General features: G+C 67.2%; 15 protein-coding genes and 2 tRNA genes. 11 read left to right on the forward strand and 6 right to left on the reverse strand.

What is annotated here, in order from left to right:
- Positions 1 to 6: 6 nt before the first annotated feature.
- The gene (gene ettA / locus AC1DZV_RS16700) at positions 7 to 1,689 is read left to right on the forward strand and encodes an energy-dependent translational throttle protein EttA (RefSeq protein WP_026266424.1); all 1,683 of its coding nucleotides are present in this window, start codon (positions 7 to 9) and stop codon (positions 1,687 to 1,689) included.
- Positions 1,690 to 1,889: 200 nt separating this feature from the next.
- Here the strand turns inward: ettA and AC1DZV_RS16705 are convergent, their stop codons facing one another.
- A complete protein-coding gene (locus AC1DZV_RS16705) occupies positions 1,890 to 2,852 on the reverse strand; it encodes an acyl-CoA thioesterase (protein ID WP_476954154.1) in 963 nt (320 codons plus the stop codon).
- A gap of 62 nt (positions 2,853 to 2,914) precedes the next feature.
- Between AC1DZV_RS16705 and AC1DZV_RS16710 the strand changes: the two genes are divergently transcribed.
- Positions 2,915 to 3,574, forward strand: a complete 660-nt coding sequence (locus tag AC1DZV_RS16710) for a DUF8185 domain-containing protein (protein ID WP_459385058.1) — start codon at positions 2,915 to 2,917, stop codon at positions 3,572 to 3,574.
- Between the two features lie 28 nt (positions 3,575 to 3,602).
- Here AC1DZV_RS16710 and AC1DZV_RS16715 read toward each other — a convergent pair whose 3' ends face one another.
- A complete protein-coding gene (locus tag AC1DZV_RS16715) occupies positions 3,603 to 4,061 on the reverse strand; it encodes a globin (protein ID WP_476950802.1) in 459 nt (152 codons plus the stop codon).
- Positions 4,062 to 4,065: 4 nt separating this feature from the next.
- Positions 4,066 to 4,725, reverse strand: a complete 660-nt coding sequence (locus AC1DZV_RS16720; RefSeq protein ID WP_476950801.1) for a mechanosensitive ion channel family protein — start codon at positions 4,723 to 4,725, stop codon at positions 4,066 to 4,068.
- A 137-nt stretch (positions 4,726 to 4,862) separates the two neighbouring features.
- On the opposite strand from AC1DZV_RS16720, the gene AC1DZV_RS16725 reads away from it, so the two are divergent.
- Entirely contained in the window at positions 4,863 to 5,888 is a 1,026-nt protein-coding gene (locus AC1DZV_RS16725) for an NAD-dependent epimerase/dehydratase family protein (protein ID WP_476954155.1), read from the forward strand.
- A gap of 3 nt (positions 5,889 to 5,891) precedes the next feature.
- Here the strand turns inward: AC1DZV_RS16725 and AC1DZV_RS16730 are convergent, their stop codons facing one another.
- The gene (locus AC1DZV_RS16730; protein ID WP_476954156.1) at positions 5,892 to 6,380 is read right to left on the reverse strand and encodes an OsmC family protein; all 489 of its coding nucleotides are present in this window, start codon (positions 6,378 to 6,380) and stop codon (positions 5,892 to 5,894) included.
- Between the two features lie 87 nt (positions 6,381 to 6,467).
- Positions 6,468 to 9,023 carry an aminopeptidase N gene (pepN, locus tag AC1DZV_RS16735; RefSeq protein WP_476954157.1) on the reverse strand — a complete coding sequence of 852 codons (2,556 nt, stop codon included), beginning with the start codon at positions 9,021 to 9,023 and terminating at the stop codon, positions 6,468 to 6,470.
- A gap of 422 nt (positions 9,024 to 9,445) precedes the next feature.
- Between pepN and AC1DZV_RS16740 the strand changes: the two genes are divergently transcribed.
- The 3 genes from AC1DZV_RS16740 (at position 9,446) to AC1DZV_RS16750 (ending at position 12,097) form a co-directional block, all read left to right on the forward strand.
- Positions 9,446 to 10,447, forward strand: a complete 1,002-nt coding sequence (locus AC1DZV_RS16740) for a hypothetical protein (protein WP_476950798.1) — start codon at positions 9,446 to 9,448, stop codon at positions 10,445 to 10,447.
- Between the two features lie 241 nt (positions 10,448 to 10,688).
- Positions 10,689 to 11,180, forward strand: a complete 492-nt coding sequence (locus AC1DZV_RS16745) for a ribose-5-phosphate isomerase (protein WP_476954158.1) — start codon at positions 10,689 to 10,691, stop codon at positions 11,178 to 11,180.
- Positions 11,180 to 12,097, forward strand: a complete 918-nt coding sequence (locus tag AC1DZV_RS16750; protein WP_476954159.1) for an Fpg/Nei family DNA glycosylase — start codon at positions 11,180 to 11,182, stop codon at positions 12,095 to 12,097. The genes AC1DZV_RS16745 and AC1DZV_RS16750 overlap by 1 nt, the downstream gene beginning before the upstream one ends.
- Before the next feature lie 117 nt (positions 12,098 to 12,214).
- On the opposite strand, the gene AC1DZV_RS16755 is transcribed toward AC1DZV_RS16750, so the two are convergent.
- Positions 12,215 to 12,285 (reverse strand) — tRNA-Gly (locus AC1DZV_RS16755).
- 132 nt (positions 12,286 to 12,417) lie between these two features.
- Here AC1DZV_RS16755 and AC1DZV_RS16760 point away from each other — a divergent pair.
- From AC1DZV_RS16760 to clpX, 5 genes are all read left to right on the forward strand, one after another.
- A tRNA-Pro gene (locus tag AC1DZV_RS16760) sits at positions 12,418 to 12,492 on the forward strand.
- Between the two features lie 68 nt (positions 12,493 to 12,560).
- A complete protein-coding gene (gene tig / locus AC1DZV_RS16765; protein WP_476954160.1) occupies positions 12,561 to 13,955 on the forward strand; it encodes a trigger factor in 1,395 nt (464 codons plus the stop codon).
- Between the two features lie 280 nt (positions 13,956 to 14,235).
- Entirely contained in the window at positions 14,236 to 14,874 is a 639-nt protein-coding gene (locus AC1DZV_RS16770; protein ID WP_028277848.1) for an ATP-dependent Clp protease proteolytic subunit, read from the forward strand.
- A gap of 38 nt (positions 14,875 to 14,912) precedes the next feature.
- Entirely contained in the window at positions 14,913 to 15,572 is a 660-nt protein-coding gene (locus AC1DZV_RS16775) for an ATP-dependent Clp protease proteolytic subunit (protein ID WP_026266422.1), read from the forward strand.
- 131 nt (positions 15,573 to 15,703) lie between these two features.
- On the forward strand, positions 15,704 to 16,987 hold the full coding sequence (gene clpX / locus AC1DZV_RS16780) for an ATP-dependent Clp protease ATP-binding subunit ClpX (protein ID WP_476856918.1): 1,284 nt from the start codon (positions 15,704 to 15,706) through the stop codon (positions 16,985 to 16,987).
- The last annotated feature ends 67 nt before the right edge of the window (positions 16,988 to 17,054 follow it).

Genomic DNA, 17,054 nt, shown 5'->3' on the forward strand with positions numbered 1-17,054 from the left:
GTAGGCATGGCGGAATTTATCTACACAATGACCAAGGCCCGTAAGGCTGTCGGCGAAAAACTCATCCTCGATGACGTAAGCATGTCCTTCTTCCCGGGGGCCAAGATTGGCGTTGTCGGCCCGAATGGTGCCGGTAAGTCCACCATTCTCAAGATCATGGCCGGCCTGGACACTCCCTCCAACGGTGAGGCCCGGCTCAGCCCCGGCTACACGGTAGGCATCCTGCTGCAGGAGCCGCCGCTGAACGAAGACAAGACCGTCCTGGGCAACGTCCAGGAAGGCGTCGGCGAAATCTACGGCAAGATCCAGCGCTTCAACGCGATCTCCGAGGAAATGGCCAGCCCCGACGCTGACTACGATGCCCTCCTCGAGGAAATGGGACAGCTGCAGGAAGCGATCGACGCGGCCGACGCCTGGGACATCGATTCCCAGCTGGAACAGGCCATGGACGCACTGCGCTGCCCGCCCGCCGACGCCGACGTCACCCTGCTCTCCGGTGGTGAGCGCCGCCGCGTCGCGCTGTGCAAGCTCCTGCTGCAGAAGCCGGACCTGTTGCTCCTCGACGAGCCCACCAACCACCTTGACGCCGAGAGCGTGCTGTGGCTGGAACAGCACCTCTCCAGCTACTCTGGTGCCGTCCTTGCCGTCACCCACGACCGGTACTTCCTCGACCACGTGGCCGAGTGGATCGCCGAAGTCGACCGCGGCCACCTGTACCCGTACGAGGGCAACTACTCCACGTACCTGGAGAAGAAGCGCGCCCGCCTGGAAGTCCAAGGCAAGAAGGACGCCAAGCAGGCCAAGCGCCTGACCGAGGAACTCGAATGGGTCCGGTCCAACGCCAAGGGACGCCAGACCAAGTCCAAGGCCCGTCTGGCCCGCTACGAGGAAATGGCTGCCGAGGCAGACCGTACCCGCAAGCTCGACTTCGAAGAGATCCAGATCCCGCCGGGCCCGCGCCTGGGCGGACTCGTGCTGGAGGCCAAGGGTCTCCAGAAGGGCTTCGATGACCGCACCCTGATCGATGGACTGTCCTTCAGCCTGCCCCGCAACGGCATCGTCGGCGTCATCGGCCCCAACGGCGTCGGCAAGTCCACCCTCTTCAAGACCATCGTGGGCCTGGAACCGCTCGACGGCGGCGAACTGAAGATCGGCGATTCCGTCAAGATCTCCTACGCCGACCAGAGCCGTGGCGGCATCGACCCGAACAAGACCCTGTGGGAAGTCGTGTCCGACGGCCTCGACTACATCCAGGTCGGCCACGTCGAAATGCCGTCCCGCGCCTACGTGGCCGCATTCGGCTTCAAGGGCCCGGACCAGCAGAAGAAGGCCGGGGTGCTCTCCGGTGGTGAGCGCAACCGCCTCAACCTGGCGCTGACCCTCAAGCAGGGTGGCAACCTGCTGCTCCTCGACGAACCGACCAACGACCTCGACGTCGAAACCCTCAGCAGCCTCGAAAACGCCCTGCTCGAATTCCCGGGCTGCGCCGTCGTCGTCTCGCACGACCGCTGGTTCCTGGACCGGGTGGCCACCCACATCCTCGCCTACGAAGGCGACGAGGAGAACCCGTCCAAGTGGTACTGGTTCGAGGGCAACTTCGAGTCCTACGAGGAGAACAAGGTCGAGCGCCTGGGCCCGGATGCGGCCAAGCCGCACCGGGTAACCCACCGCCGCCTCACCCGCGACTAAGCCCGCAAGGCTTACAGCGCCACGAAAAAGCCGGCTCCCGCCTGAACTGTTTCAGGGGAGCCGGCTTTTGTGTGCGGTGGGCCTGTGTCCCGTTGACGCCGTGTGCCGAGGACACCGTGTCCCAGCCGCTGCGTGCCAGCCGCCGCGGGGGAATACTGGCGGCCTTTGGCCTTGCGGATCAGGTGCTGCAGCGCCCTCGATCAGACGGCGGCCTGCACGGCGCCCTTCTCTGTGTTCTTCAGGTCGGTGTTTTTGAAGTCGTTCGGGACGCGGATCATGCCTTCCTGGGCCACCGTCGCCACGTGCCGGCCGTCCCGGCTGAAGATTTTGCCCGTCGCGAGGCCCCGTGCGCCCTGCGCGCTGGGCGATTCCTGGACGTACAGGAGCCACTCGTCGACCCTGACCGGCCGGTGCCACCACATGGCGTGGTCCAGGCTTGCCACGGACATCCCCGGCGTAATCCAGCTCATGCCGTGCCTGCGGAGGATGGATTCGAGCAAGGTGTAGTCGCTCGCGTAGGCCAGGGCCGCCCGGTGCAGGCCGGCGTCGTCGGGCATCGGGCCGAAGGTCTTCATCCACACGGCGTTGCGGGCCTCCCGGGGTCCCTTGGCCGAGACATACAGCGCCGGATCGACGTGGCGGATGTCGAACGGCCGCTCGTAGGCCCAGTGCCGGGCCACGGGGTGATCGAACTTGCCCAGCAGGTCGGCCGTGCTCGGCAGCGATTCGGGGTCCGGGATCCCGGCGGGCATCTCGGACTGGTGCTCGATCCCCTCGTCCTCGGCCTGGAAGGACGCAATCATCGACAGGATGGGCATGCCCTCCTGATAGGCGTGGACCCGGCGGGCCGAGAACGACCGCCCGTCGCGCAGGCGCTGCACGCCGAAGGTGATCGGCTTGTTGGCGTCTCCGGGCCGGAGGAAGTAACCGTGCATGGAGTGCACGCTGCGGTCCGGATCGACGGTGCGGCTGCCGGCTATCAGGGACTGCGCCAGCACCTGGCCGCCAAAGACGCGCTGCTTGGGCTGTTGCTGGGAGGGACCCATGAAGATGTCCTCGTCCGTCCGGGCGCCCTCAAGCTCGCCGAGGTTGAGAAGTTGGATGAGCGAGGAGGTGGGGTCCTGGGTCGGGAGCCCCAGCAGTCCGGCTTCGGCTTCAGTCATGGTCTGACTCTAGACGGCGTCCAGCGCCGCTCCAAAGAAGCGCAGCCGGTAGAGTCAGTAGTGTGTCTGATGTCCTAACCCAGCCCCTGCAGTTCACCGATCCCCGCGACCTCGACGACCTGCGCACCTTCGCGACGCGCGCCAAGTCCATTGACGACGGCGCCATCAGGCTCCAGGCCGCTGGCCCCGTCCTGGCCGCCTACGTCTGCGTCCTGCGGCCCCGGCTCCTGGGCGAATCCACCCCCACCATCCTGGGCCTGCGGACCATGGCGCTGGCGCAGCCGGCGGACACTGACGTGACAGTGCCGCTGTCCGCCGTGCTGGACCGCCTGGCACGGGCGGGGGAGCACGACGTCGAACTTCCCGTCCCGCCGGTGACCGTCAGCGAGTCGTGGGCCGGGATCGGCGCGCCGCGGGCCGGCTGGGAACTGCTCGGCACCGTCCAGGACACCGCCCTGCGGACCGCAGCGGAGGCCGGGATCAGGGAGATCGCCGCGATCATTCCGGACAAGCCCGGTGCGTTGATCGTCAACAACGCGAGGGCAACGGTCTGGGGCCGGGAACTGCCCGACGCCGGCGGCCTGCCGGCCGGGGCCGCGTTCGCCGCGCTCACCCTGGGCTTCCTGGCAGAGAGCGAGCAACGGCTCTACCGGGCCGGGCGCTGGTTCCGGCTCAGCGGCACCCGCGGCCACGTGCTGGTCCGGACCGGCACCGGGCTCTAGGAAGCTCCGGCGCCGGCGCCCTCCGCGCTCAGCCCTCCGACGGGCTGTTCACCATGGACAGGGCTGCCCGCTCCATGTAGTCCCAGAGCGTTCCCTCATACAGCGGCGGCAGTTCCAGGGCATCCACCGCGGCACGCATGTGGAACAGCCAGCGTTCCTTGGCCTCCGGTGTCACCCGGAACGGCATGTGGCGCATCCGCAGCCGCGGATGCCCGCGCTCCTCGCCGTACGTCGTCGGCCCGCCCCAGTACTGTTCCAGGAACATCAGGAAGCGGCGCTTGGCCGGGCCAAGGTCCTCTTCCGGGTACATGGCGCGCAACAGCGGATCAGTTGCGACGCCGTCGTAGAAGACGTCGATGAGCTTCACAAAAGTCTGGTGGCCGCCCACGGCGTCATAGAAGTTGTCCGTGTAGCCGGGCTGGCTGAACGGATCGTTCTGCAGCAGCTGCCTGGGCTGGCTGGGTTCGCTGGCGCTGGGAATCGTCATTTCACTATTCTCCGGCCTTCTGCTGGGGTGCACTGTCGGCCTCGGCCGCCGGGGACGTCTCGGGCGGAATGTACGTGCCCTGGGAGCGGTTGCCCACACGCAGGATTTCGCCGTTGCGCAGGTACCAGATGGTGCCGTCGTCGGCCCGGACCCGGGTGATCCGCAGGTTCATGGCCTCGACCGTGCCCACCACCTCGGAAGTCTCGATGATGTCGCCAATGCCGTACTGGTCCTCGAAGGTAATGAAGATGCCGGCGAGGAAGTCGCGGATCAACTGCTGGGCACCGAAGCCGATCGCCACACCGAGGATCCCGACGCTCGTCAGGATGGGAGCCACGTCCACGTTCAGGTACTTGAGCACGTACACGATGGTGAGGACGGCAATCAGGACGCCGACCACGCTGCGGAGCAGTGCGCCGATTGTCTCTGCCCGCTGGACGCGGCGTTCGTGGTCCAGGGCGCGGAACGCCGGAGCCACCCAGCGGAAGTGCGACTTCTTGAAGAGTGTGCTGCCCGCCGCGACCCGTTTAGTGATACCGGTGATCACGAAGGATGCCACCAGCCACACGGCGACGCCGATGCCCAGGCTGATGAGGCCACCTGGCAGGTTGACAGCCGAGATGTCCGGTGCGGTGATTGGTTCGATGGTGGTCAGGCTGATCATCGGTGAGGGAAAACTCCTTGTTTACTGCAGCCCTGCTGCCGGCCGGCAGCAGGGCTGGGCGTCCGGAAAGGCGGCTGGCGTTCGCCGGGCGCATAACGCTCTGGTCTACTTCAACATTAGCGCCGTAGCGTGGCCCCATGCGCATCCTGGTCCTTGGCGGCACCGTCTTCCTGTCAGCTGAAATAGCCCGGCACGCCCTCGCCGCCGGGCACGACGTCACGTGCCTGGCCCGCGGTACCGCCGCCGCGGCGCCCGACGGCACCACCTGGCTGCGTGCGGACCGCGCGCAGGGGAAGGCCGCGTACGAAGGGGCCGCCGGCAGCGGCGGGTGGGACGCCGTCGTCGACGTCTCGCGGGACCCTGAGCAGGCACGGGAGGCCCTCGAGACGCTGGCCGGCTCGGCCCGGCACTGGACCTTCATCTCCAGCTGCTCGGTCTACGCGGACCACTCAGTGGCCGGCGAGGCAGAAGACGCCCTGGTGCTCCCGCCGCTGGCTCCGGGCACGGAGCTGACCATGGATAACTACGGCGAGGCCAAGTCCGCGATCGAGCACCTGACCCGGGAACTGGCAGGGGGCAAGGCGCACCTCTGCCGCGCCGGCCTGATCGGCGGACCCGGGGACGGCTCCGACCGCTACGGGTACTGGCCGGCCCGGTTCGCCCGGGACAACGATCCCGTCCTGGTCCCGGACATTCCCGCCGACGCCACCCAGATCATCGACGTCCGCGACCTCGCCGCCTGGATCCTCACCGCCGCCAAGAACGGAACCACGGGGGCGCTGAACGCCACCGGTGAGCCGGTGCCCTTTGCCGCCTATCTGGAGGAAGCCCGCCAGCTCGCCGACGCCGACTCCGAGGTGGTTGTCGCCCCCGAGGGCTGGCTGGCGTCGCACGGTGCAAACCACTGGGCCGGCCCGGACTCGCTGCCGCTGTGGCTGCCGCCAGGCCACGAGGGCTTCGCGACCCGCAGCAACGACGCTGCCCGGGCAGCAGGGCTCCGGCTCCGGCCCTGGATGGACACGCTGCGGGACACCCTGGCGGATGAACGCCGCCGCGGACTCGGCCGTGAACGCAAGGCCGGCATGAGCCCGGAGACGGAGCGCCGGCTGGTGTCCGAGTACCGGGCAGAGTCCTCGGCCGGCCCGGCTGACGGCGCCGCCTGAAAACTATTCAGTCGGCCTGGCCTCCACCACAGCCGTCGGCTCGTGCAGCACCGGGAAGTTGACGCTGCGGGCGATGAAACAGACCTTGTTGGCCTCCACGTGGAGTTCCTCGAGGACATCCGGTGCCGCCGCTTCCGCCACCGTCACCCGGGGCCTCAGCGTGACGGATTCGAACTGCCCGCTGCCGTCCCGGTTGGTCCGCATCAGGCCCTCGGCCCGGTCCTCGTAGGCCGTCACCACAACGCCGTGCTTCACGGCCACGTGCAGGAAGGAGAGCATGTGGCACTGCGAGAGCGCGGCCAGCAGCAGCTGTTCGGGGTTGTAGCGCTCCCGGTCCCCGTGGAAGGTCGGATCGGCCGAGCCGCGCAGCACCGGCAGCCCGGGGATCTCGACGTCGTGGTCCCGTGAGTAACCGCGGTACGAGGACGTCCCGGCCCCGCGGTTCCCGGTCCAGCGGACGGTCAGCGCATAGTGATGTTCGTCAAGGCTCATGACTCCAGCCTAGAACGACAGAACCCCGGCGCCGCACAGGGGCGGTGCCGGGGTTCCAGGCTTGCCGGGGGTCCGGTGCCTAGGTCGTTAGCCGACGTCGGCCTGGCGGGCGCGCAGGGCGCGGGCAACGCCGTCGCGGTTCTCCAGCATCATCCGGCGCAGCGCCGCACTGCCCTCCGGCAGCGAGGCCAGGAACTCATCCGTGCGGTCCACCGTGGCCTGCGTGGTCAGCTGGGCCGGGTAGAGCCCGACGACGATCTGCGAGGCCAGCGCGTGGGTGCGGCTTGCCATGATGCCCGGGACGGCCTCGAAGTACTTCTCGGCGTACGGCTCGAGCAGGGACGTGTCCAGGACCCGGGTAAAGCCGGTCACCGCGGAGCCCTGCAGGGCGTTGGACAGGTCGCCCTTGACCACAATCGATTCCCAGGCCGCGGCCTTGGCCTCCGGGGTGGGGATGGCGGCCTTGGCCAGGGCCGCCGCGTTCTGGCCGTTGGAGGTGTTGTCGTGCTCCAGTTCCTCGTCGATCCGCTCCTGCCCGGCGCGGCCGCCTGCCACGAGGGAAGCCAGCAGCTCCCACCGCAGGTCCTGGTCCACGCTCAGCCCGTCGAGGGTGAGTGAGCCGTCCAGCAGCCCGGAGACCGTGTCCAGCTGCCCGGCGCTGCGGGCCAGCAGGGCGTAGGACTTCACGAACTGCAGCTGGGCGTCCGAGCCGGCCGGCACCGCCGAGGCGAGCTCCCAGAGCTTGTCGGCCGCGGCCACGGCGGTGGCCTCCTGGTGCTCCTCGGCCACGTAGAAGGTCAGGGTGGTGGCCAGCTGCCGGAGCTGGACCAGGATCACGGAGGAATCGGATTCCTCGGCAATGTTGGCGAGGATCAGCTCCACGTACCCGCGGGCCGGGGACTCGCCGTCGCGCGCCGCATCCCAGGCCGAGCCCCACACGAGCGTGCGGGGGAGGCTCTGGCTGAAGTCCTTCAGGTGCGCCGTTGCGGTGGCGAGGGACTTCGGATCCAGGCGGACCTTGGCATAGGCGAGGTCGTCGTCGTTGAGCAGGATCAGGTCCGGCTGGGCCACGCCGGCCAGGGCCGGAACTTCGGTGCGCTCGCCGTCGACGTCGAGCTCCTCGCGGTGCACCCGCTCCAGCTTGCCGGCGCCGTTGAGGTTGTAGAAGCCGACGGCGAGGCGGTGCGGGCGCAGGGTCGGTTCGCTCTCGATCGCCGACTGCACGATGGCGAAGGACTCGATGGTGCCGTCCGCGGACGCCGAGATTTCCGGTGTCAGGGTGTTCACGCCGGCGGTCTCCAGCCAGAGCTGCCCCCACCGTTCCAGGTCGCGGCCGCTGGCCTTCTCGAGTTCGGCCATGAGGTCGCTGAGCTCGGTGTTCTGCCAGGCGTGCTTGCTGAAGTACTCCCGCACCCCGGACATGAATTGCTCCGGTCCCACCCAGGCGACGAGCTGGCGCAGCACCGAGGCGCCCTTGGCGTAGGTGATCCCGTCGAAGTTCACCTCGACGTCCTGGAGGTCATTGATCTCGGCGAAGATCGGGTGCGTGGTGGGCAGCTGGTCCTGCCGGTAGGCCCAGGACTTCTCCACGGACGCGAACGTGGTCCAGGCGTGGCCGAACTCGGTGTTCTCGACGGCGGCCAGGTGGGACATGTATTCGGCGAAGGACTCGTTGAGCCAGAGGTCGTTCCACCAGCGCATGGTGACGAGGTCGCCGAACCACATGTGCGCGAGCTCGTGCAGCACGGTGATGGCGCGGCGTTCCACCTGGGCGTCGGTGACCTTGCCGCGGAAGACGTAGCCTTCCAGGATGGTGACGGCCCCGGCGTTCTCCATGGCGCCGGCGTTGAACTCCGGCACGAAGAGCTGGTCGTACTTCTCGAACGGGTACGGGCAGCCGAACTGGGCCTCGAAGAACTCGAAGCCCTGCCGGGTGAGCTCGAAGATGTTGTCCGCATCGAGGTACTGCATGAGCGACTTGCGGGTGAAGATGCCCAGCGGGGTGACCTTGCCCGCCGCCGACGTGACCTCGCTGCGCACCGACTGGTACGGCCCGGCGATCAGCGCGGTGACATAGGAGGACAGCCGCGGTGTCGGCGTGAACTCCCAGACAGAGCGGGCGCCCCCGTCCGCGCCGGGGATGGTCTCCACCGGCACCGGGGTGGGGGAGTTGGACACGACATCCCAGTGCGAGGGGGCGGTGACGGTGAACGTGAAGCTGGCCTTCAGGTCGGGCTGTTCGAAGACGGCGAACATGCGCCGCGAATCCGGGACCTCGAACTGGGTGTACAGGTAGACCTCGCTGTCCACCGGATCCACGAAGCGGTGCAGGCCTTCACCGGTGTTCATGTACGGGGCGTCGGCGACCACAAGCAGGTCGTTCTCGGCCGCGAGGTCCGGGAGCTGGATCCGGACGCCGTCGGAGACCTCGGCCGGATCCAGTTCGCGGCCGTTGAGGCTCACGCTGTGCACGGCGTGGGTGACGGCGTCGATGAAGGTCGACGAGCCCGGCTTGGCCCGGAACTTCACGGCCGTGGTGGAGCCGAAGACCTTCTCGCCGCGGGTCAGGTCCAGGCTGACCTCGTAGGAGTCAACGTCGATCAGGGCGGCGCGCTCGCGGGCTTCGGCGCGGGTCAGATTCATACCGGGCAAAGGGGCCTCCAGAAGAAGATGGATACTGCCGGCCGGCCGCGGCCGCGGTCGCCGACGTTACTGTGAAATTATTCTTTCACGTTAGCGGCCCTTGGCAAGTTAGCCCGGTCACAACCGGCCCCTAGGCCTTTGTGCCCAGTCAACGATTTGCCACGAATGGCCGCTCAGCCGATGCGGCGGGTTCTAACGGTCGTTGCAACACCCCTAGAAACCGCCTGCCCTTAGCGGCCATTCGTGTCAGATGGCTGCGGTTGGGGTGGCCACGTTGACGTTGCCCCGGCGATCTCTTCTTGGTCGTGGCGAGGTCCGGGCGCCGGACTGCGTGCCTGATCCCACAATTGCTTCCCGCCCACCTGCTGACCTGCGCGCATGTCCCCAGATCCATCAAGGTGCGTCCGCGGTAGCGTTGGAGCATGGGAAAGATCCGTGACTCCGTCGATGCCAGAGCGCTGCGCTTTGCCATCGGTTTCCCCCTGATGCTGGCGGCAGGATTCGTGCTGTGTGCGCTTCTGGTACGCCCGGATCTGCCCGAGCCGCTGGCCGTCCGCTGGACCGCCGCCGGTGCCGCCGACTTCGCGCCGTTCGTGACAGTCGCGGGAGCCGGAGCCTCGCTGATCGTGGTGATCGGCTGGGCCGTGCTGCTGCAGGCCGTGCCGCTGTCGCGCCCCGCGATGATGCGCCGCATCATGATGGGCGCCGGCCTGTCCATGAGCCTCTTCGTCACCACAGTCCTTGCCGCCGTGCTCGTGGGCCAGCTGGGCCTGCCCGATGCGCGGGGATCCCATGTGGACGCCTCGGTCCTGGCCCTCGGCAGCGGCGCGGCCCTCGGCCTGGGCATCGTGATGGGTTTTGTCTTCAAGGCCGACGAGCGCTGGTCCGTCGATGACGACGTCGCCGTCAGGCAGGCCCTTGAGCGCGAACAGGATCCGGATTTGGCCAGGGACCGGGTCAGCCTCTGGGTCCACGCCCGCAGCTCAATCTTCGTCATGCTAGGCATCGCAACGATTTTGCCGGCCGCCCTCCTGACCATTGCCGTGCCGTGGCTGTCTGTCCTCCTGGTGGCGGCGGCCCTGGTGGCCGCGGCGTTCCTGGTGGCCCGGATCCGGGTTGACCGCGGCGGGCTGCACGTCTTCGCGGCAGGCTTCGTCCGGGTGATGGAGGTTCCGGCCGCGGCCATCGACGCCGCGACGCCCAGGGATGTCACGGCGGCGGACTATGGCGGGTGGGGCTACCGGACCCATGGCAACACCACCGCGATGCTGGTCAGCAGCGGCCCCGCGGTGGTCATCGACCGTTCGGACGGGCGCCGGCTGGCGGTGAGCGGCGGCAGCGCCACCGCGGCGGACAATATTGCCCAAACGCTGTCCCGGGTGGCGGACAGGGCCCGGCGGAACGGCGGGACCCCCGCCGTGTAACGCGGCGGTGTCGGTCCTCAGTGTCGGGCCCCGGTGTCGGTCCGCGGCGTCGGTCCCCGGTGGAGTAGGACGGTGGGGCAAGACGGTGGAGTACGAGGGCCTGCCGGGCCCGTGTAACACGACCGTCCAGTGAGGGGTCCGGCCGGCTGCAGCACGGTCCCGGGAGGCTTGGCCTAGTACGCTTGGACCAGACCCCAACCGCCCCGGCCGCCGCCCGGCGCCGCAACCGAACGGAACAGCCGTGACCATTTCTGACCTGCCCCGCGTGCACATTGCCACCGACCACGCCGGAATGGAGCTCAGCGCCCACCTGGTCAGCCTCCTCAGCGCCAAGGGCTACGAGGTGGTGGACCACGGACCGAAGGTCTACGACGCCCTGGATGACTACCCGTCGTTCTGCATCAACGCCGCCCTCGCCGTCGTCGCGGACCAGGAAGCCGGAACCCACGCCCTCGGCATCGTCCTCGGCGGCTCGGGCAATGGCGAGCAGATCGCCGCCAACAAGGTCAAGGGCGTCCGGGCCGCGCTGGCCTGGAACCTGTCCACCGCCCAGCTGGCACGTGAGCACAACGACGCCAACGTCGTCGCCGTCGGCGGCCGCCAGCACAGCGTCGACGAGGCCACGGAAATCATCGAGGCGTTCCTGGCCGAACCTTTCAGCAACGATGAGCGCCACGTCCGCCGGATCGGCAAGATCGCCACGTACGAGCGCACCGGCGAGGTCATCGACTAGTGCCGGAGGGGCATTCCGTCCACCGGCTGGCCCGCCAGTTCGGGGACGTCTTCGCGGGGGAGCGGCTCGCGGTCTCCAGTCCGCAGGGCCGGTTTGCCCAGGGCGCTGCGCTGCTGGACGGCCACACCCTCGTCAGTTCCGTGGCGCACGGGAAGCACCTCTTCCTGGAGTTCGGGCACGGGCTTCTCCTGCACGTCCACCTGGGCCTCTATGGCGCCTGGGATTTCGGCGGCGACGCCGCCTTCCGCGGCGCGTCCAGCATCGGCGCGCCCCGGAAGGTGGGGGAGCGGGAAGTCTACGACGACGCTGAGGCGGCCGGGCCGGCCTCATATGAGGGCCCGCCCGCGCCGGTCGGTGCCGTCCGCGTCCGGCTCGCCGGCGCGCACGGCTGGGCTGATCTCCGTGGCGCGACCACGTGCGAGGCGATCACGGACACGGAAGCGGCGGCCGTACTGGCGCGGCTCGGCCCGGACCCGTTGCGGAACCTTCCCGGCGACCGGGACGCTTTCAGCGCCACCGTAGCGGCCAAACGCACACCGCTGGCGGCCCTGCTGATGGACCAGAAGGTGATTGCCGGCGTCGGGAACGTCTACCGGGCCGAACTCCTGTTCAGGCAGCGGCTCAACCCCTGGCTGCCCGGCGCGGAACTGACACCGGACGCGGCCCGCCGGCTCTGGGACGACACCGCGGCCATGATGACCGACGGCGTCCGGGACGGCCGGATCATCACGACGCCGCCGCAGTACTGGAACGGGGCCGGAGCCGGCGTATCCCGCGGCGTCCTGCCGGCCCCGGAAGAGGCCCACTTCGTGTACCGGCGGCACGGACTCGGCTGCAGGGACTGTGGAACGCCGGTGGCGCTGACCGAGCTCGGCGCCAGGAAGCTCTATTGGTGCCCGGCCTGCCAGCAGGCCTGAGCCGGTACGCCTGCCCTTCCACGCCTGCCCTTCCAAGTTCCGGCGCTCCGGCCACCGGGGCCGGGAGGGGAACGAAAAAAGCCCCTCCGGAGAGGGGCTTTTTTCGTCATATTTCTGAGGGGACGACGGGAATCGAACCCGCGTAATCAGTTTGGAAGACTGAGGCTTTACCATTAAGCTACGTCCCCGGGGATTTCACTGGAACTCCAGCAAAACTTCCGGGCGGCTGTTCAAGCCGGATACAACTAAACCCAATTCCAGGCCCCGGTGTCAAATGTGCAAATCGGCACAGTATGACCGTAGACTGTTCTGTGCACTTACGGGGTGTAGCTCAGCTTGGCTAGAGCGCCTGCTTTGGGAGCAGGAAGTCGCAGGTTCAAATCCTGTCACCCCGACTCTGCAAGCACTGCCAGCACGTGGCAATGCAGAACCCCATACCCCCCACACCAGGAGTACTTAGACTGTGAAGAGCGCTGTCGAGAACCTCACCCCCACGCGGGTCAAGCTCAATGTTGAGGTCCCCTTTGAGGAATTGAAGCCCAGCATCGCAGAGGCATACAAGACTGTTGCTTCGCAGATCCAGGTCCCCGGTTTCCGCAAGGGCAAGGTCCCCTCCAAGCTCATTGACCAGCGCGTTGGCCGCGGCTACGTCCTGGAGACGGCCATCAACGAAGGCCTCAACGGCTGGTACCAGGCCGCCGTGCAGGAAACCGGCATCCGCCCCCTGAGCCGTCCCGAGGTCGAGATCACCGAGGTTCCGGACCCGTCCGCCACCGACGGCGAGCTCAAGTTCCACGCCGAGGTTGACATCCGCCCCGAGATCGAACTGCCCGATTACGCAGGCATCAAGGTTGAGGTCGCCGCCGCCGAGTCCTCGGACGCCGACGTCGACAAGGCCCTGGACGAGCTCCGCGGCCGCTTCGGCACGCTGAAGTCTGTGGACCGCCCGGCCGCCGATGGCGACTTCCTGACGATCGACATCGCAGCCTCGATCGACGGCGCCGATGTTGACTCCGCTTCCGGCCTGTCCTATCAGGTCGGCGCCGGCACCATGCTCGAAGGCCTCGACGAGGCCGTCGCCGGCCTCAGCGCCGACGAAGACGCCATCTTTGACACCACGCTGGTCGGCGGCGAGCACGCCGGCGAGTCCGCTCAGGTCAAGGTCACCGTCAAGGCCGTCAAGGAGCGCGAGCTCCCCGTCGCCGACGACGACTTCGCCCAGCTCGCCAGCGAATTCGACACCCTGGCCGAACTCCGTGAGGACCTGGCCAAGCAGGCTGCTGAGTCCAAGGTTGTTGACCAGGGCGTCGAGGCCCGCGACAAGGTCCTGGACAAGCTCGTTGAGCTCGTCGAGGTGCCCGTCCCGGCGTCGATCGTCGAAGAGCAGCTCGAGCAGCACTTCAACGCCGAAAACGCCCACGGTGAAGGCGAGCACGACACCGAGGAGCACCGCGCCGAGGTCAAGGCCAACACCGAGCGCGCCTTCCAGAACGAGATCATCCTCGACGCCATCGCGGAGAAGGAAGAAGTCAACGTCAGCCAGAACGAGCTGATCGACTACATCGTCACCACCGCCAGCCAGTACGGCATGGACCCGAACCAGTTCGCCCAGATCATCGATCAGAGCGGCCAGGTGCCCATGATGGTTTCCGAGGTCCGCCGCCGCAAGGCACTGGCCGTCGTGCTGGGCCAGGCCGAGGTCACCGACTCCGAGGGCAACAAGGTTGACCTGAGCGACTTCGTCCGCCCCGGCGACGAAGCCGCCCCGGCCGCCGAGACCGTTGAGGACGAAGCAGCTTCGGCAGAAGCCAGCACCGAGGCCACGCCGAGCGATGACCCCGCAGCAGTGAAGTTCTAGTAGTCACTGAGACGTAGAACAGTCGGGCCCCCCAGCCCCCGCCTGCAGTCATGCCCGGCCGGCACGCTCTGTCCGGGAGCCGGGACGGGCCCGCATCCGGGACCCGGCGCGCGGGGTCCCGGCAATCGTGCGCCGTCAGCGAACAGCCCGGCACCAGCGAACAAAGCGGGCGTGAAAACGGTTAGTGTCGCTGTAGGAAAGTTCAGTGATGTCGTCCAGTGGCGTCACCGTCGCCAGCGAGAGGTAAGTACATATGTCACAGCAAGCAGGGGCACCCCGGATGGCCACGGTCGATCCGGCAGCCCAGGATAACTACATTTACAACCGCCTGCTGAAAGAGCGCATCATCTGGCTCGGCTCCGAGGTCCGCGACGATAACGCCAACGCGATCTGCTCCCAGCTGCTGCTGCTCTCGGCGGAGAATCCTGAAAGGGACATCTACCTTTACATCAACTCACCCGGCGGCTCCGTCACCGCCGGCATGGCCATCTACGACACCATGCAGTTCATCCCGAACGATGTTGTTACGGTTGCCACCGGCCTCGCCGCGTCCATGGGCCAGTTCCTGCTCTCCTCCGGCACCAAGGGCAAGCGCTACGCCACCCCCAACGCCCGCATCCTCATGCACCAGCCCTCCGGCGGCATCGGCGGCACGGCGTCTGACATCAAGATCCAGGCCGAGCTGATCCTGCACATGAAGAAGGTCATGGCCGAGCTGACCGCCGACCAGACCGGCCAGAGTGTGGACACCATCCTCAAGGACAACGACCGCGACAAGTGGTTCACGGCCCCGGAAGCCCTCGAATACGGCTTCTTCGACAAGATCGCCGCACACGCCGGATCCGTGGCAGGCGGCGGCGGAACCAACGCCAACGGCTCCGGAAACAGCGGCGGCGCTGCGACAGCCACCGAGAACTGACCGGCAGGTAGACAGCAATGAATTCAGGAGCAATGAACATGAACTACAACTTCGGTTCGACTGCCGGCAACCTGCCGAGCAGCCGTTACGTGCTGCCCCAGTTCGAAGAGCGCACCCCCTACGGCTTCAAGCGCCAGGACCCGTACACCAAGCTGTTCGAGGACCGCATCATCTTCCTCGGCGTCCAGGTCGACGACGCCTCGGCCGATGACGTCATGGCCCAGCTGCTGGTGCTCGAGTCCACCGACCCGGACCGCGACATCACGCTCTACATCAACTCGCCTGGCGGTTCCTTCACCGCCATGACCGCGATCTACGACACCATGACGTACATCCGGCCCGAGATCCAGACCGTCTGCCTCGGCCAGGCGGCCAGCGCCGCCGCCGTGCTGCTCGCGGCCGGCACGCCGGGCAAGCGCCTCGCGTTGCCGAACGCCCGCGTACTGATCCACCAGCCCTCGCTGTCCGGCGGACAGGGCGGGCAGGCCTCGGACCTCGAGATCCAGGCCGCCGAGGTCATGCGCATGCGCTCCTGGCTCGAGGACACGCTGGCCAAGCACTCCGGCCGAACGCCTGAGCAGGTCAACAACGACATCGAGCGGGACAAGATCCTCACGGCCGCCGAGGCCATGCAGTACGGCCTCATTGACCAGGTCCTCGATTCCCGCAAGATCAAGCCCCAGGCAATCGCGCGCTAATCAGCAATCCGCGGCGCCGGTGCGGCATTTTTACTTGGCCGCACCGGCGTCCGCTTTCCACCCAACGGGCCCAAAGTGACCTAGAGTGGAACATGTCACAGCCAGCAGCAAGCTACTAAAGGGGTTCACACATGGCTCGGATTGGCGAGAGCACAGATCTGCTGAAGTGTTCTTTCTGCGGAAAGAGCCAGAAGCAGGTCCGCAAGCTCATTGCCGGGCCCGGCGTCTACATCTGCGACGAGTGCATCGAACTCTGCAACGAGATCATCGAAGAGGAACTCGCGGAAGTAGCTGACCTGGGCAGTTTCGAGTTGCCCAAGCCCCGCGAAATCTTTGATTTCCTGCAGGAATACGTGATTGGCCAGGAACCCGCCAAGCGTTCGCTCGCCGTCGCGGTGTACAACCACTACAAGCGGATCCAGGCCGGCCACGCGCCGAAGAGCGGCAGCCTCGCCGACGGCGTGCACCACGACGACGTCGAGATCGCCAAGTCCAACATCCTGCTGATCGGACCCACCGGCTGCGGCAAGACCTATCTGGCCCAAACCCTCGCCCGCCGCCTCAACGTTCCGTTTGCCGTCGCCGACGCCACGGCCCTGACCGAGGCCGGCTACGTCGGTGAGGACGTTGAGAACATCCTCCTCAAACTTATCCAGGCCGCCGACTATGACGTCAAAAAGGCCGAGCAGGGCATCATCTACATCGATGAGATCGACAAGATCTCACGCAAGAGCGAAAATCCGTCCATCACCCGGGACGTCTCGGGGGAGGGCGTGCAGCAGGCGCTCCTGAAAATCCTCGAAGGCACGGTGGCCTCGGTCCCGCCGCAGGGCGGACGCAAGCACCCGCACCAGGAATTCATCCAGATTGACACCACCAACGTGCTCTTCATCGTGGCCGGCGCCTTCGCGGGGCTCGAGGACATCATCGGTTCGCGGTCCGGGCGCAAGGGCATCGGCTTCGGCGCCCCGCTCAACGAGGTCAAGAACACCACGGATTCCTACGGCGAGGTCATGCCGGAAGACCTGCTCAAGTTCGGGCTGATCCCTGAGTTCATCGGCCGGTTGCCCGTCATCACCACCGTCTCCAACCTGGACCGCGCCGCGCTCATCCAGATTCTCTCGACGCCGAAGAATGCCCTTGTCAAGCAGTACCAGAAGATGTTCCAGCTCGACGGCGTCGAGCTCATCTTCGAGGACGAGGCCCTCAACACCATTGCCGACCAGGCGCTGGAGCGCGGCACCGGGGCCCGGGGGCTGCGCGCCATCATGGAGGAAGTCCTGCTTCCGGTCATGTTCGACCTCCCCAGCCGCGACGACGTCGCCAGCGTCGTGATCACCGAAGAGGTCGTGACCAAGAAGGCAACGCCCACGATGATCGCCCACGACGAGGTCAAACGGCGCAAGTCCGCCTGATCCGGAATATTATCGCGGCCAAGGTCGCTGTAATCCTTAGCACGCCGTGTGCGTGATCCGCCCCGGC

This window comes from Arthrobacter sp. P1_D12, from assembly GCF_056406175.1.

Bases quoted from the DNA above. Each gene is read 5' to 3' on its own strand.
- AC1DZV_RS16720 (WP_476950801.1), bottom strand. From the start codon at position 4,725: ATGATCAGCCTGACCACCATCGAACCAATCACCGCACCGGACATCTCG.
- clpX (WP_476856918.1), top strand. From the start codon at position 15,704: ATGGCTCGGATTGGCGAGAGCACAGATCTGCTGAAGTGTTCTTTCTGC.
- AC1DZV_RS16775 (WP_026266422.1), top strand. From the start codon at position 14,913: ATGAACTACAACTTCGGTTCGACTGCCGGCAACCTGCCGAGCAGCCGT.
- AC1DZV_RS16730 (WP_476954156.1), bottom strand. From the start codon at position 6,380: ATGAGCCTTGACGAACATCACTATGCGCTGACCGTCCGCTGGACCGGG.
- ettA (WP_026266424.1), top strand. From the start codon at position 7: ATGGCGGAATTTATCTACACAATGACCAAGGCCCGTAAGGCTGTCGGC.
- pepN (WP_476954157.1), bottom strand. From the start codon at position 9,023: ATGAATCTGACCCGCGCCGAAGCCCGCGAGCGCGCCGCCCTGATCGAC.
- AC1DZV_RS16705 (WP_476954154.1), bottom strand. From the start codon at position 2,852: ATGACTGAAGCCGAAGCCGGACTGCTGGGGCTCCCGACCCAGGACCCC.
- AC1DZV_RS16715 (WP_476950802.1), bottom strand. From the start codon at position 4,061: ATGACGATTCCCAGCGCCAGCGAACCCAGCCAGCCCAGGCAGCTGCTG.
- AC1DZV_RS16770 (WP_028277848.1), top strand. From the start codon at position 14,236: ATGGCCACGGTCGATCCGGCAGCCCAGGATAACTACATTTACAACCGC.
- AC1DZV_RS16740 (WP_476950798.1), top strand. From the start codon at position 9,446: ATGGGAAAGATCCGTGACTCCGTCGATGCCAGAGCGCTGCGCTTTGCC.
- AC1DZV_RS16725 (WP_476954155.1), top strand. From the start codon at position 4,863: ATGCGCATCCTGGTCCTTGGCGGCACCGTCTTCCTGTCAGCTGAAATA.